Here is a 13,600-nt window from a genome sequence, read left to right as displayed (position 1 = left end):
GCGATGCCCGGCTTCCTCCTCCATACCGGTGCGGTGGTCCAGTGCACGCACGGCATCCCGGCGCAGATCCCGCCGGTGCAGCCGCGGGTGCTGGTCAGCGGCCAGCCGGTTGCGACGATGGCGAGCCAGATGCTCGTCACCGGCTGCCCGTTCACGATCCCCGGCCCCAAGCCGCAGCCCTGCCTGACGATCAAGTGGCTGATGCCCACCACCCGCGTGCTGGTGATGGGCCAGCCGGGCATCGTGCAGCCCTCGCCCGGCACCGGCCCGGGCCTGTGCCTGAGCCCCGAACAGATCCCCAACGGCCCGCCGATGGTGAGCTTCGTGCAGCCACGCGTGTTCGCGACCTGAGGAGCCACCATGGACATCGACTTCCCGCTGCATTTCGACGCCCGAGGCCGCACGGCGAGCGCAGGCCTGGACGAGCACGTGCGCGACATGATCGAGCAGTTGGTCTTCACCAACCATGGCGAGCGGGTGAACCGGCCCGACTTCGGCAGCGGCGCGATGCAGCTGGTCTTCGCACCCAACAGCCCCGAACTGGCCGCCACCGTGCAGTTCACGCTGCAGGCCGCATTGCAGATGTGGCTGGGTGACGTGATCGACGTGGCGGACCTGACGGTGACCGCTGACGACGCGCGCTTGGTGATCGCCCTGTCCTACGTCATCAAGGCCAATGGCCAGGCGCAGACCGCCAGCTTCAGCCGCAGCCTCTGAACACCACTGCAGGAACCGCCATGGACACCACCTGCCTCAGCGATCCGCGCCGCCAGGCCGTGCGATCGGCCACTGGCCGCAACGGGCTGGACCATGTCGAGACCGGCGACGACCCGACGACGCTGGTCGCTTACTTCCTCGGCAAGCTGCCGCCCGAATTGGCCGCCGATGCGCCGGATCTGCCGCGCCACCTGGCGATCGACGGCGGCGACGTGATCACCAGCTTGAAGATCATCGACGCCGACCCGCACGTGGACCCGGACCCCGAGCGCGACGACTTCCTGGTGATCCACCTCGACCGCGAGGGCGACCGCTCGCGCTACACGCTGCGGCTGGTCGACATCCAGGGCATCGACCCGCACTACGCGTCGGCCGATTTCAGCTTCCGCATCGACTGTGCGAGCGACCTGGACTGCAAGCCGGCCTGCGACTGCGCCCCCGCGGTGCTGGACGAGCCGCGCCCGAACTACCTGGCCAAGGACTATGCAAGCCTGCGCCAGCTGATCCTCGACCGATTGGCGCTGCTGGTGCCTACCTGGCACGAGCGCCATGTGCCCGACCTCGGCATCACGCTGGTCGAGCTGCTGGCCTACGTCGGCGACTACCTCAGCTACTACCAGGACGCCGTGGGCACCGAGGCCTACCTGGGCACCGCGCGCCAGCGCATCTCGGTGCGGCGCCATTCGCGGCTGGTCGACTACCGGCTGCACGAAGGCTGCAACGCGCGCGCCTGGGTGCAGGTGGGTGTCGATGTGGACACGCCGCCTCTGGCGTATGGGCAGCTCGCGTTCGTCACGCCCTGGCGGGACGACTTGGCCGAGCTGCCGCGCCTGTTGAGTCCCGGGCAGTTGGCCAACGTGGCGCCGTCGGCCATCGAGTGGTACGAGCCTTGCGTGGCGGACGCGACGCAGACCGTGGTCTTCCGCGCCGCGCACACCCGCGTCAGCTTCTACAGCTGGGGCAGGCGCTCCTGCTGCCTGACCGCCGGCGCGACGAGCGCCACGCTGCTGGACACCTGGCTGCCCGATGGCCAGCGCGCGCTGCAGCTGCAGCCGGGCGACGTGCTGGTCTTCACCGAAGTCAAAGGCCCCCGCACGGGCCTCGAAGCCGATGCCGACCCGACGCGTCGCTGGGCCGTTCGCCTGACCGAGGTCACGCCCGGCGAAGATCCGCTGTACCCGGTCGCGTTCGGCGACGGCGAAGGCCAGCAGACCCGGCCCACGCCGGTGCTGAACATCGCCTGGGGCCGCGACGACGCATTGCCCTTTCCGCTGTGCCTGACAACCATTGGCGCGGCGCCGGGCTGCGCCTATCTTCAAGACGTGTCGGTCGCGCTCGGCAACATCGTGCTGGTGGACCATGGCCGCGGCCAGCCGCCCGAGGCCTTGGGGCCCGTGCCGTGGACGGCGGGCACCGCCTGCTGCGACTGCGAAGGCGAGCCCTCCGAGGTGGCGACGCGCGCGCTGCCCTTCCGCCCGCGCCTGGCTGGCGCGCCGCTGGTGCATGCCGAAACGGCACCGCCATCGACGCGTCCCGCGGCTGCTTCGTTGACCCAGGACCCACGCGCTGCCACGCCGCAGCTCTGGCTGGCTGAAGACGACAGCGATGTGATCTGGACCGCCCAGCCCGACTTGCTGGGCAGCGGCCCGGACGACCGGCACCTGGTCGCCGAGATTGACAACGACGGCGTCGCGCATCTGCGCTTTGGCGATGGAGAACTCGGCCGCCGACCCGGCCCCGGCCAGATCCTGAAGGCGCACTACCGCGTCGGTGGTGGCCAGGAGGGCAACGTCGGCGCCGGGTCGATCTCGTTCATCGTCATCAGCGGCCTCACGCTCGACGGTGTCACCTTCACGCCATGGAACCCGCTGCCGGCCCAGGGCGGCATCGACCCCGAGCCGATCGAGCAGGCTCGCGAGTTCGCGCCTCTGGCCTTTCGCAAGGCCCTGCGCCGCGCGATCACCGCTAACGACTACGCGGCGATCGCCGCCCTCAACCCCGAACTGCAAAGTGCGCAGGCCGCGCTGGTGTGGACGGGCAGCTGGTACGAAGCCGACGTCGCACTGGATCCCTGGCAGCGCAACGCCGCCGATTCGGCGCTGCTCGCCACAGTCGAGGCCGCGCTGTACCGCGTGCGCCGCATGGGCCACGACCTGCGTGTACAGCCTGCGGCCCATGTGCCGATCAGTTTGACGATGCATGTCTGTGCGCTGCCGGGCCATGAGCGCGGCCACGTCAAGGCGGCCTTGCTGAAGCGCTTTGTCGGCACGCCCGGCGGCTTCTTCGACGCCGACCAGCTGAGCTTCGGCCAGAGCCTGCACCTGTCGCGCATCGTTGCGGCAGCAATGGCCGTGCCCGGCGTGATGTGCGTCGAGGTCGAGGCCTTCCACCGCTACGGCCAGCCGCCCAACCACGAGCTCGACAACGGCGTGCTGCCGCTGGCGCCGCACGAGATCGCCGAGTTGGCGAACGACCCGAACCACCCCGAACGCGGTGTCATTGCGATCAGCGTTGAAGGAGGCCTGTGATGAAAAGCTGCTCAACCTGCGGCGCCTTCTCGCTGCCCTGTGGCTGCTGCGAGGGCACCACGGTGCTGACGCCCGCGGTCATCCACAACCGGCCCGGCCTGCCCGAGCTGGCCTACCGCGTGGGCACGCACGCCACCTTCTTCGAGTCGATGATGGCCCGGCTCGCCACCACCGAGGTCGACGGCGTGACCGGCGACGGCCAGACGCCGCAGACCTTCCGCCCGCTGCAGGCGCTGACCACCCGCGACCGCGGCGACTTCGGGGTCGCGCTGCTCGACGGCTGGGCCACCGTGGCCGACCTGCTGGCGTTCTACCAGGAGCGCATCGCCAACGAGGGCTACCTGCGCACAGCCACCGAGCGCCGCTCCGTGCTGGAGCTGGCGCGCCTGGTCGGCTACACGCTGCGCCCGGGTGTGGCGGCCAGCGTCTACCTGGCCTATGCGCTGGACGACAACCAGATCGAGGCCACCGTGATCGCCACCGGCGCGCGAGCGCAGAGCCTGCCGGGGCCGGGCGAGACGCCACAGTCATTCGAGACCAGCGAAGACCTGGACGCACGGCGCGAGTGGAACAACCTGCAGGTGCGCATGACGCGGCCTCAGAACATCACGCTGGACACCGCGCTGCTGATCGACCGGGTCGTCGTTTCGGACTCGGTCAACGGCCTGCGCGCTGGCGACCCACTGATGCTGCTGTTCGCCGACGACGGCAGCCTCGCGGCGATGCGCAGCATCCGCTCGACCGAGGGGCCGACCGCGGACGGCAAGTCAACCATTCGCCTCGACCCGGTGCCTGACGACGTGGCGCTGACCATCGGTCTGTTGACCACGCTGGTCACATCCATGCAGCCCTTCCGGCCTGCCGCCAACGATCCCACCGCAGAGGTCATCGACAAGGCCGGCGAGGTGCTGCGCAAGGCCTTGCTCGACCCCATCACCGACCCCAGAAACTGGCCCGAGGAGATTCAGAACTACTACTCGGACGACAACATCGACGAGGATGTCCAGGCCTTGATCAACACCTTCAGAAGCGACATCGCGGATCTGCTCGAGGTGCCGCCCCCGTCTCCCCCGCCGTCGCCCCCGCCGCCGCCCTCGACCAACCCCGACCTGTTCGTCAATGGCCTGCTGAAGCCTCGGGTGCTGCAGGCCCGCAACAGCCTGCAGCTGCGGCGCGACCTGGGCCACGCTTTTGCGCGCGGTGCCGATACCGCCCCGCAGATGCTGCTGAGCTTCGCGCCACCGCTGCGCGACACTTACTACCGCGCCTGGGTTGGTGCCAACGAGAACATCGCCAGCGCCGTGCTCGTCGGCGTGTTCGTTCTGCGCAGCAACGCGTCGCTGTTCGGCGCCAGTGTGCAGAAGCTGGTCACGGTGACCAATGGCACCGTGCCGCCGCAGGACCAATGGCGGGAATGGACACTGGACGGCGAAACCAAGGACGGCCTCTACCTCGACCAGCTGCACACCGAGATCACCGCCCCCAGCTACGTGCTGGTGCGGCGGATGGAGAACTCGACGCCGCTGTCGCGCATCTACACCGTCAAGCAAGCCATCACCACGCCGCGCACCGCCTATGGCATCAGCGGCAAGTCGACCCATCTGCAACTCGACCGCGAATGGTGGGCCGCCAGCGTGCCGAACGTCGACGGCAGCGGAGCCAACGACATGCCGGTGCTGCGCGCCACACAGGTCTGGGCCCAGAGCGTGCCGCTGACACTCGTCGAAGAGCCGATCACCACCGAGGTGGGCAGCCAGCCCGACGACCCCGACAACCTGAGCCTGGAGCTGGCCTCGTTGCACAAGGAGCTGGCGTCTGGCCGCTGGGTGATTCTGCAGGGCGAGCGTTCGGACATCGAAGGCGTCCAAGGCGTCAAGGCCGCCGAGCTGATGATGGTGGCAAGCCTGGTGCACGGCTACGACCCGAACCTCGCCGGCGACAAGATCCACACCACACTGAAGCTCGCGACCCGCAGCGCCTTCCGCTACAAGCGCGAGTCGGTCGTCGTCTACGGCAACGTCGTTCGGGCCACCCACGGCGAGACCCGCAACGAAATGCTGGGCAATGGCGACGCGACCCAAGCGCTGCAGAGCTTCACGCTCAAGCAGCCACCGCTGACCTTCGTCTCGGTGCCGACCGCGTCGGGGGCAGAGAGCACGCTGGCGGTCTATGTCGACGACGTGCGCTGGCACGAGACCACCTCGCTCGCCTGGCTGGGCACCAAGGACCGCGGCTTCGTCACCCGAACCGACGACGCTGGCCTGACCCAGGTCGTCTTCGGCGATGGCGAACACGGCACGCGGCTGCCAACCGGCGTGCAGAACGTGCGCGCGGTCTACCGCAGCGGCATCGGTGCGCCGGGCAACGTGAAGGCCGAGCAGATCAGCCTGCTGGCGACGCGGCCACTGGGCGTGAAGGCGGTCATCAACCCGCTTCGCTCTTCGGGCGGCACAGACCGCGAAGACCGCGACCTCGCGCGCTCGAACGCCCCTTTGGCGGTAATGTCCTTGGACCGGCTGGTCTCGGTGAGCGACTACGCCGACTTCACCCGCACCTTCGCCGGCATCGCCAAGGCCGTGGCCACGCGGGCCAGCGACGGCCAACGCGAAATCGTGCTGCTGACGATCGCGGGCGTCGACGACGCACCGATCGACAAGACCAGCGACCTGTACCGCAACCTGCTGGCCGCGCTGCGAGCGCTGGGCGACCCCGACCTGCCCCTGCGCGTGGAGCCGCGCGAGCTGCTGGCGCTGGTGCTGTCGGCCGGCGTGGCGCTGCTGCCCGATTACAGCTGGGAGCCGGTGGCCGACGCGGTGCGCAACACGCTGCTGCAGCGCTTTGGCTTCGGCCAGCGCGGGCTGGGCCAAAGCGTGCGGCTGGCCGAGGTCATCAGCGCGATCCAGGGGGTGCGCGGCGTGGCCTACGTTGATGTCGACACCTTCGGCTCGGTCCCCGAAAAGGTCGCCGGCAGCGACGGTACACGCCGGCTGGTGACGCAAAGCGAAGTCACCAGCGCCGTGGCCCGGGCGCTGCACCCCGACCAGTCCAACACCCAGCGCCTTGCAGGCCTGGCCGGCCACCTGCCGCCTGACGTGATCGCCTTCCCCGGCGGCAACGACCGCGGCGTGCTGCGGCCAGCCGAACTGGCGATCTTCACCCCCGCCGTGGCCGACACCCTCATCCTGAACCAGCTGTTGTCATGAAGCCCCCACGCTCCCTTCCGGTCGCTGCCCCCCGAGGGGGCTTTTGCAGCGGACCGGCAAAGCCGGATCCACGCAAATCCCTTGGTTTGGTTGATTTCCTGCGTCGCGAGTTGCGCGACGCTAGCCGGAGCGACTGACATGAACACCATCGATACGGCCCGCGCCGACCGCCTATACGCGCTGCTGCCCACGGTCCATCGCATGCGCGATGCCGACCAGGGCTACCCGCTGAAGGCGCTGCTGCACGTGATCGCCGAGCAGGTCAATGTGGTCGAAGACGACATCGCCCAGCTCTATGACAACTGGTTCATCGAGACCGCACAGGACTGGGCCGTGCCCTACATCGGCGACCTGGTCGGCCATGTGCCGCTGGCCGAGGCCGGTCTGCCCGCTGATGCGCCAGCCTGCGAGAACCCACGCGTGCTGGTGCCGCGCCGCGAGGTGGCCAACGCCATCCGCAACCGGCGCGCGAAAGGCACACTGGCGCTGCTGGAACAACTGGCGCAAGACGTGGCCGGCTGGCCGGCCCGCGCGGTCGAGTTCTTCAAGCTGCTGGTGCGTGACCAGAATATCAACCACCTCTACCTCGAACGGCACCGCCTGGTCGACCTGCGCGAGATGGATGCGCTGGACCAGCTGGGGGGCCCGTTCGAAGCCATTGCGCACAGCGTGGACCTGCGGCGCATCGATTCGCACCGGGGCACCGGCCTGTTCAACATCCCGAGCGTCGGGGTCTACGCCTGGCGGCTGTTGAGCTTGCCAGTCACCGACACACCCGCCTGCTGCATTGAAGAAGCCGGGCCCCACTGCTTCACCTTCAGTGTGCTGGGGCAGGACGCACCGCTGTTCGTCGCGCCACAGCCCGAGACCGACCCCAGCCACATCGCCGAGGAACTGAACCTGCCCGCGGCCATTCGCCGCCACGCGTTCGATGCGAACCCCGGCGCCTTCTACGGCGAGGAGCTGAGCCTGTCGATTCGCGCCGAGGGCTGGGCCGGCGCCCCCGGCAGCGCGATCGTGCCGCTAGCGCAGATCGTGCCGGCCGACCTGAGCGGCTGGACCTACGTGCCGCGCGCCAACCAGGTGGCGGTTGATCCGGTGCTGGGCCGCATCGCGTTTCCGCCGTCGCAGTTGCCGCGCAAGGGTGTGCGGGTCAGCTACCGCTACGGCCAGCCGTCCGCCATCGGCGGTGGCGAATATGAGCGGCCTCTGCTGGCACCGGCCGGGCCGTACAAGCTGTACCGCGTCGGCGAAGGCGACCAGTTCGAGTTCCACCGCATCGCCGATGCGCTGGCCCAGTGGCAGAAGGACCAGCCCGACGATGCGGTAATCGAGCTGGGCAGCAGCGCCGTCTTCGTCGAGCCGCTGTCCGTCACGCTGGCCGATGGACAGTCGCTGCAGTTGCGCGCAGCGCAGCGCACGCGGCCGGTGCTGCGGCTGATCGACTGGCAGACCGACCTCCCCGATGCGCTGACCATCACGCTGGGCGAGCGCAGCCGCATCAGCCTCGACGGCCTGCTGGTCACCGGCCGGCCGCTGCGCGTGCAAGGGCGGTCGGACGGCTACGCCTCAGCGGACGTGTGCGGCGCTCGCGTCGTGATCCGTCATTGCACGCTGGTGCCCGGCTGGGGCATCGACTGCAATTGCGAGCCACGCCGGCCCGCCGAACCCAGCTTGGAGATGAACGGGCTGCGCGCCACCATCTCCGTCGAGCACAGCATCGTCGGCACGATCCGTGTCAGCGAAGACCAAGTCGGGCTGGACCCGATCCCGCTGAACATCAGCGACAGCATCGTCGATGCCACCGGCCACGACATGCAGGCCATCGGCGGGCCGGGCGACGGCATTGCCCATGTGATGCTGACGGTCAGCGACACGACCGTGTTCGGCATCGTTGACGTGCACGCGATCACGCTGGCCGAGAACTGCATCTTCACCGGCTGCGTCAACGTGGCGCGACGCCAGATCGGCTGCATGCGCTTTTGCTACGTGCCCTGTCGCTGCCGCACGCCGCGGCGCTATCGCTGCCAGCCCGACGAAGCCATTGCCGACGTGCGCCGCCGCATCACCGATGCCGACCCGCTCCACGCCGAGATCCTGAGCGAGCAGTTGCGCCTGCGGCCACAGTTCACGTCCGAGCGTTACGGCACCCCGGGCTACGCGCAGCTCGGCATTCACTGCGCGGCCGAGATCGTGCGCGGCGCCGACGACGACTCCGAAATGGGCGTGTACCACGACCTGTTCCAACCCCAACGCGCGGCCAACCTGCGCGCGCGCCTGGCCCAGTTCACGCCGGCCGGCATGCATGTCGGCCTGCTGTTTGCGAATTGACGACAAACCCGAGAGAGGCTTCCCATGAAAGGCGACTTCACCCGCTTCGGCTTCGACAGCAGCAAGCACTACAGCCGCGTCCTGCACCAGCAGGGTCGCGTGGCGCTGGACGCCGACAGCAACGAGGCCTCGGCCATCCTGCTGCACCACCTTCGCTTGCTGACGCGCGACCTCTTCGGCGCTGGCGGCGGCCCGCCTGACAGCGGCTTCAGCCTGGACCTGGACAAGTCCACCAAGCCCGCGGTGCTGTCGCTCGCCCCCGGCCACTACTACGTGGACGGCATCCTGTGCGAGAACGAGCAGTGGACGTCTTACGCCGACCAGCCCGACTACACACCCACGCCGCCGGTCAACAACGAGGGCGGCGACGCGCTGCTCGCGTGGCTGACGCGGCCCTCCTCGAACCAGGCCTTCTGGGTCTACCTCGACGTGTGGGAACGGCATGTCTCGTGGATCGAAGACGACTCGATCCGCGAGCCTGCACTGGGCGGGCCAGACACCTGCACGCGCGCCAAGGTCATCTGGCAGGTCAAAGCCTTGCCGTGGGATGAGAACTGGGGCAACCCGCGTGAGAACCAGGACGCCTGCAACACGCCCTTGTCTTCGCTGACGGCCCTGGGCAGCGGCCTCATGACCGCACGCCTCGACCCCGGCTCGGCCTTCACCGACCCCTGCATCGTGTCGCCGGATGCGGCCTACCGCGGCGCCGAGAACCAGCTGTACCGGGTCGAGGTGCATCGCGCTGGCGTCGCGGGTGGTGCCACTTTCAAATGGTCGCGCGAGAACGGCAGCGTGGCCGCTCGCTGGCTGGGCGTGGGCAGCAGCGGTGATGCATCGACGCTCAGCGCCTCCAGCGCCCGCGGCTTCACGGCAGGCGACTGGGTCGAGCTGTCGCACGATGCGCTGGACCTGGCCAACGAACCGGGCCAGTTGGTGCGCATCTCGGTGGTCGATGGCGACCAGTTGGTGGTCGACTCGGCCAGTGTGCCGGGCGGCACGCTGATGGCCTGGTCAGAGACCTTGTCCAACCCCAAGCTGCGCCGCTGGGACCAGCACGGCAGCGACATCGTCGTGCTGGACGAAGGTGCGGTGCCGATCATCGAATCGAATGGCTTACAGCTGACCTGGCTGGACCTCGAAGACGGCGTCCAGGTCGCGTTCGAGACCGGCGGCGACTACCGCAGCGGTGAGTACTGGCTGATCCCCGCGCGCGTGGCGACGCAAGGCATCGCCTGGCCGGCCCAGGGCGCGCCGGACGCATGGCAGGCACCGCAAGGCATCGTCCACCACTTCTCGCCGCTGGGCGTGCTGGTCTTCGACGACAACTCCGATGAGGGGCTGCGGGTCTTCAGGGAATGCCGCCACTGCCTGAGTCTGGCGCCAACCACGTGCGCTGTTCAGTTGCGGCAAGTGATCAATGCTGCGGAGGCCGACGCTACACAGGCTCGCACCAAACCGCGCAGGACCACCGCGCCAAGCACACCCAACAAGGTCTTGCCGTCAACGCGTCGGCGACGGGGAGCTTGATGCGACAGCGCGCCGATCGCTTCAGACCAGCCCCAGATCCGCGCTGCCCTTCAGCCCCGGAAACACCTGCGCCCGCTGGGCCGGCGTCAGCCCGTACTGGCGGTCCCACAGCCCGGCCAGCATTGCGCGGTAGTCGGTCAACGCAGGCATGTCGCGGTCCTGAGCCAGTCGATCAACCTGTCGGATTGGCGCGGCGACATCTCCTACACCTACCTGGGCACGGGCGGTACGGCCGACAAGCCCGCCTTCCGCATCGAGCTCTCAGGTTCGGGTAGCCAGGTCGACTACTTCAACAAGGCCTCACCCACGCTCTACGGCCTGCGCGGCAAGATGCAGATCGAAAGCATGTTCTACGGCTTGCAAGTCAACACCGGCGCCGACAAGATTGACCCGGCCCGCGCCGCACAGATGCCCGATCCTCACGGCGGCGAAGGCCCCAGCCAAGTGCCAGGCGGCAACAGCGTGCTGATCGTGTTGGGCGTGTTGCAATGAGCGCGCCCACCGCCTGAGGAATTGGCGGCTCGCCTGGGCCAGGCCCGGCACCAACCGGTCAGCCCGCGCCCAGACAGACGACATGGGTGAGACACAGACCCCCGCATGCCCTGCCCTGCCGCGGCTGCGCATTCAGCCTTCGTAGCGCTCCACCGTGCCCACGTCGCGCACATGCGCCTCCGCCGGGTTCTCGCCGAACTCGCGCTTGGCGCGGCGCTGGCGCAGCAGGTCCCAGCACTGGTCCAGCTGCTCGGCCACGTGGCGCAGGCGTTCGGCTTCGGCGCCCGCCGAGGTGGGCGCGGCACGGAGCGTGTGCTCTTCTTCGACGAGCTGGGTGATGTGGTTCAAGAGGGTCTGGTCGTTCATGTCAGCGCCTTTGGTTGGGCCGTTGATGGCAACCCGCACCATGACCCGTCCGGAGGCTGCTGTCATCTGCCATTGGAGAAACCGCTGACGGGCCATGGGGAAGCCCGCCGAGAGGGTCCCACTGCATCAAGTCATCACACGCCTGACTTCAAACCGCTGCATTCTGCGTGGTTTGCCAATGCGCCACCGCACCGGTGGCGCGGTCCTTTGCAGCTTCCAGGAATCTGATGAACCAGCCCACCGACCGCCGCAGCTTCCTGCGCGGCACCGCCCAACTCGCCGCCGCCGCAGCCGCCACCACCGCGCTGCCGCCCGCCATCGCCCGCGCGCTGGCCATTCCGGCGGACAACACCACCGGCACCATCAAGGACGTCAAGCACGTGGTGATCCTGATGCAGGAGAACCGTTCGTTCGACAACTACTTCGGTACCCTGGTGGGTGTGCGCGGCTTTGGCGATCGTTTCACGATTCCACTGGCCAACGGCCGCAGCGTCTGGGAGCAGAGCGATGGCACCCGCGTCGTGCTGCCCTACCACCTGGACAGCAGCCAGGGCAACGCGCAGCGGGTGCAGGGCACGCCGCACTCGTGGAACGACGCGCAGAACGCCTGGAATGCCGGCCGCCTGAATGAATGGCCGCGCTACAAGACCGACCACTCGATGGGCTACTACCGCGAAGCCGAAGTCGGCTTCCAGTTCGCGCTGGCCAATGCCTTCACCGTGTGCGACGCCTACCACTGCGCCATCCAGGCCGGCACCAACCCGAACCGCCTGTTCCTGTGGACCGGCACCAACGGCCCGACCGGCGCCAACGTGGCAGCAGTGGTCAACGAATGGGACGGCATGGAAGCCCCGGACAAGGGCTACACCTGGGCCACCTACCCGGAGCGCCTGCAGGCCGCCGGCGTGAGCTGGAAGGTCTACCAGAACATGCCGGACAACTTCACCGACAACTCGCTGGCCGGCTTCGTCAACTACCGCCTGGCCAACATCGCGATGGGCAACAACGGCGACGGCTCGCCGTACATCCCGTACGCGCCTGCCACGCATGACGCGATCAGCCCGCTGTGCAAGGGCATTGCCAACACCATGCCGGACGGCGGCTTCCTGCAGGCGCTCAAGGACGACATCAAGGCCGGCACGTTGCCTGCCGTGTCGTGGATCGTCGCGCCCGAGACCTACAGCGAGCACCCTGGCCCGTCCAGCCCGGTGCAAGGCGCCTGGTACATCGAGCAGGTGCTCAACGCGCTGACCGCGGACCCGGCCGTGTGGAGCAAGACGGTGCTGCTGGTCAATTTCGACGAGAACGACGGTTTCTTCGACCACGTGCCTACCCCGGCAGCGCCCGCCATCGACGAAAGCGGCAATGTGGCCGGTGCTTCCACCTGCCCGGTGGACAGCGAACGTTTCACCCACGCCAACCCGCCCGGCACGACCAGCCAGCCGCAGCCCGACGGCCGGGTCTACGGCATGGGCCCGCGCGTGCCGATGCTGGTGCTGTCGCCCTGGAGCCGCGGCGGCTGGGTCAACTCGCAGGTCTTCGACCACACCTCCGTCATCCGCTTCCTGGAGCAGCGCTTCGGCGTGCAGGAGCCGCAGATCAGCACCTGGCGCCGTGCCGTGGCGGGTGACCTGACCTCGGCCTTCAACTTCGTCAGCCCCAACGTGGACCCGCTGCCGGCGCTGCCCAAGCTGACCAAGAAGTCGGCCGACAAGCTGCGCGCCCAGCAGGAAACGCTGCCACAAGTGCCCGTGCCGCCAGAGGCCAGCCAGACCCTGCCCACGCAGCCCTGGGGCATCCGCCACTCGCGCGCCCTGCCCTATGTGCTGAAGGTGGACGCCACGGTGCTGGCGGCCGACAAGCGGGTGGACGTGGTGTTCCGCAACAAGGGCAGCGTGGGCGTGGTGTTCCACGTCTATGACAAGCTGCATCTGGACCGCATGCCGCGCCGCTACACGGTGGAAGCCGGCATGAACCTGAGCGGCAGCTGGTCGGCCAAGGACGACCAGGGCGCCTACGACCTGTGGATCCTCGGCCCGAACGGCTTCCACCGCCACCTGCAGGGCGACACCGACCTGGCCAAGAAGAGCCCTTCGGCCAACCCCGAGCTGGAAGTGAAGCAGTCGTCCAAGGACCGCACGCTCTCGCTGGTGCTGAAGAACAGCGGCAGTGCGGACTGCAGCTTCGACATCGTCATCAACGCCTACCGCGATGCCTCGCCAGCTTCCTACAAAGTGCCCGCCGGCACCTCGCTGACGGTCACTTACGACGCCAGCCCGGAAAAGGGCTGGTACGACCTGACGGTCAGCGTGGGCAGCAAAGCAGCCTTCGTGCGGCGCGTGGCTGGCCGCATCGAAAACGGCAAGCACAGCACCAGCGACCCGGCGATGGGCGTCTGAAGCTGCTGAACGCCCGCGGCAGCGCGCCCCAAAGACC

The 13,600-nt window shown here is 68.6% G+C and carries 10 protein-coding genes; 8 read left to right on the top strand and 2 right to left on the bottom strand.

All coding sequences use genetic code 11. The annotated features are described in order from the left end of the window. The first annotated feature begins 3 nt into the window (after positions 1 to 3). From LRH25_RS10570 to LRH25_RS10545, 6 genes are all read left to right on the top strand, one after another. Positions 4 to 351 (top strand): hypothetical protein, encoded by a 348-nt coding sequence (locus tag LRH25_RS10570; RefSeq protein ID WP_141289243.1) that lies wholly within the window; start codon positions 4 to 6, stop codon positions 349 to 351. 9 nt (positions 352 to 360) lie between these two features. After that, positions 361 to 717, top strand: coding sequence for a GPW/gp25 family protein (locus tag LRH25_RS10565; protein WP_141289241.1), 357 nt, complete (start codon positions 361 to 363; stop codon positions 715 to 717). A gap of 20 nt (positions 718 to 737) precedes the next feature. Beyond that, positions 738 to 3,245, top strand: a complete 2,508-nt coding sequence (locus tag LRH25_RS10560) for a putative baseplate assembly protein (RefSeq protein ID WP_231011115.1) — start codon at positions 738 to 740, stop codon at positions 3,243 to 3,245. Next, positions 3,245 to 6,448 (top strand): putative baseplate assembly protein, encoded by a 3,204-nt coding sequence (locus tag LRH25_RS10555; RefSeq protein ID WP_141287912.1) that lies wholly within the window; start codon positions 3,245 to 3,247, stop codon positions 6,446 to 6,448. The genes LRH25_RS10560 and LRH25_RS10555 overlap by 1 nt, the downstream gene beginning before the upstream one ends. A gap of 138 nt (positions 6,449 to 6,586) precedes the next feature. Further along, a complete protein-coding gene (locus tag LRH25_RS10550; RefSeq protein ID WP_141287911.1) occupies positions 6,587 to 8,779 on the top strand; it encodes a hypothetical protein in 2,193 nt (730 codons plus the stop codon). A 24-nt stretch (positions 8,780 to 8,803) separates the two neighbouring features. Beyond that, the gene (locus LRH25_RS10545; protein WP_141287910.1) at positions 8,804 to 10,306 is read left to right on the top strand and encodes a DUF6519 domain-containing protein; all 1,503 of its coding nucleotides are present in this window, start codon (positions 8,804 to 8,806) and stop codon (positions 10,304 to 10,306) included. A 21-nt stretch (positions 10,307 to 10,327) separates the two neighbouring features. Here the strand turns inward: LRH25_RS10545 and LRH25_RS32765 are convergent, their stop codons facing one another. Then, positions 10,328 to 10,456 (bottom strand): hypothetical protein, encoded by a 129-nt coding sequence (locus tag LRH25_RS32765; RefSeq protein WP_259372446.1) that lies wholly within the window; start codon positions 10,454 to 10,456, stop codon positions 10,328 to 10,330. Positions 10,457 to 10,636: 180 nt separating this feature from the next. On the opposite strand from LRH25_RS32765, the gene LRH25_RS10540 reads away from it, so the two are divergent. Then, positions 10,637 to 10,798: a hypothetical protein gene (locus LRH25_RS10540; protein WP_170200879.1), complete on the top strand. Its 162-nt coding sequence runs from the start codon at positions 10,637 to 10,639 to the stop codon at positions 10,796 to 10,798. A gap of 132 nt (positions 10,799 to 10,930) precedes the next feature. Here the strand turns inward: LRH25_RS10540 and LRH25_RS10535 are convergent, their stop codons facing one another. Continuing rightward, on the bottom strand, positions 10,931 to 11,164 hold the full coding sequence (locus LRH25_RS10535) for a DUF2630 family protein (protein WP_231011114.1): 234 nt from the start codon (positions 11,162 to 11,164) through the stop codon (positions 10,931 to 10,933). A 227-nt stretch (positions 11,165 to 11,391) separates the two neighbouring features. On the opposite strand from LRH25_RS10535, the gene LRH25_RS10530 reads away from it, so the two are divergent. Further along, on the top strand, positions 11,392 to 13,563 hold the full coding sequence (locus LRH25_RS10530) for a phosphocholine-specific phospholipase C (RefSeq protein WP_141288885.1): 2,172 nt from the start codon (positions 11,392 to 11,394) through the stop codon (positions 13,561 to 13,563). Positions 13,564 to 13,600 lie beyond the last annotated feature (37 nt).

Source organism: Ideonella azotifigens (assembly GCF_021043325.1).
Lineage (GTDB): Bacteria > Pseudomonadota > Gammaproteobacteria > Burkholderiales > Burkholderiaceae_C > Ideonella > Ideonella azotifigens.
This window is presented reverse-complemented; position numbering and strand designations above follow the sequence as displayed.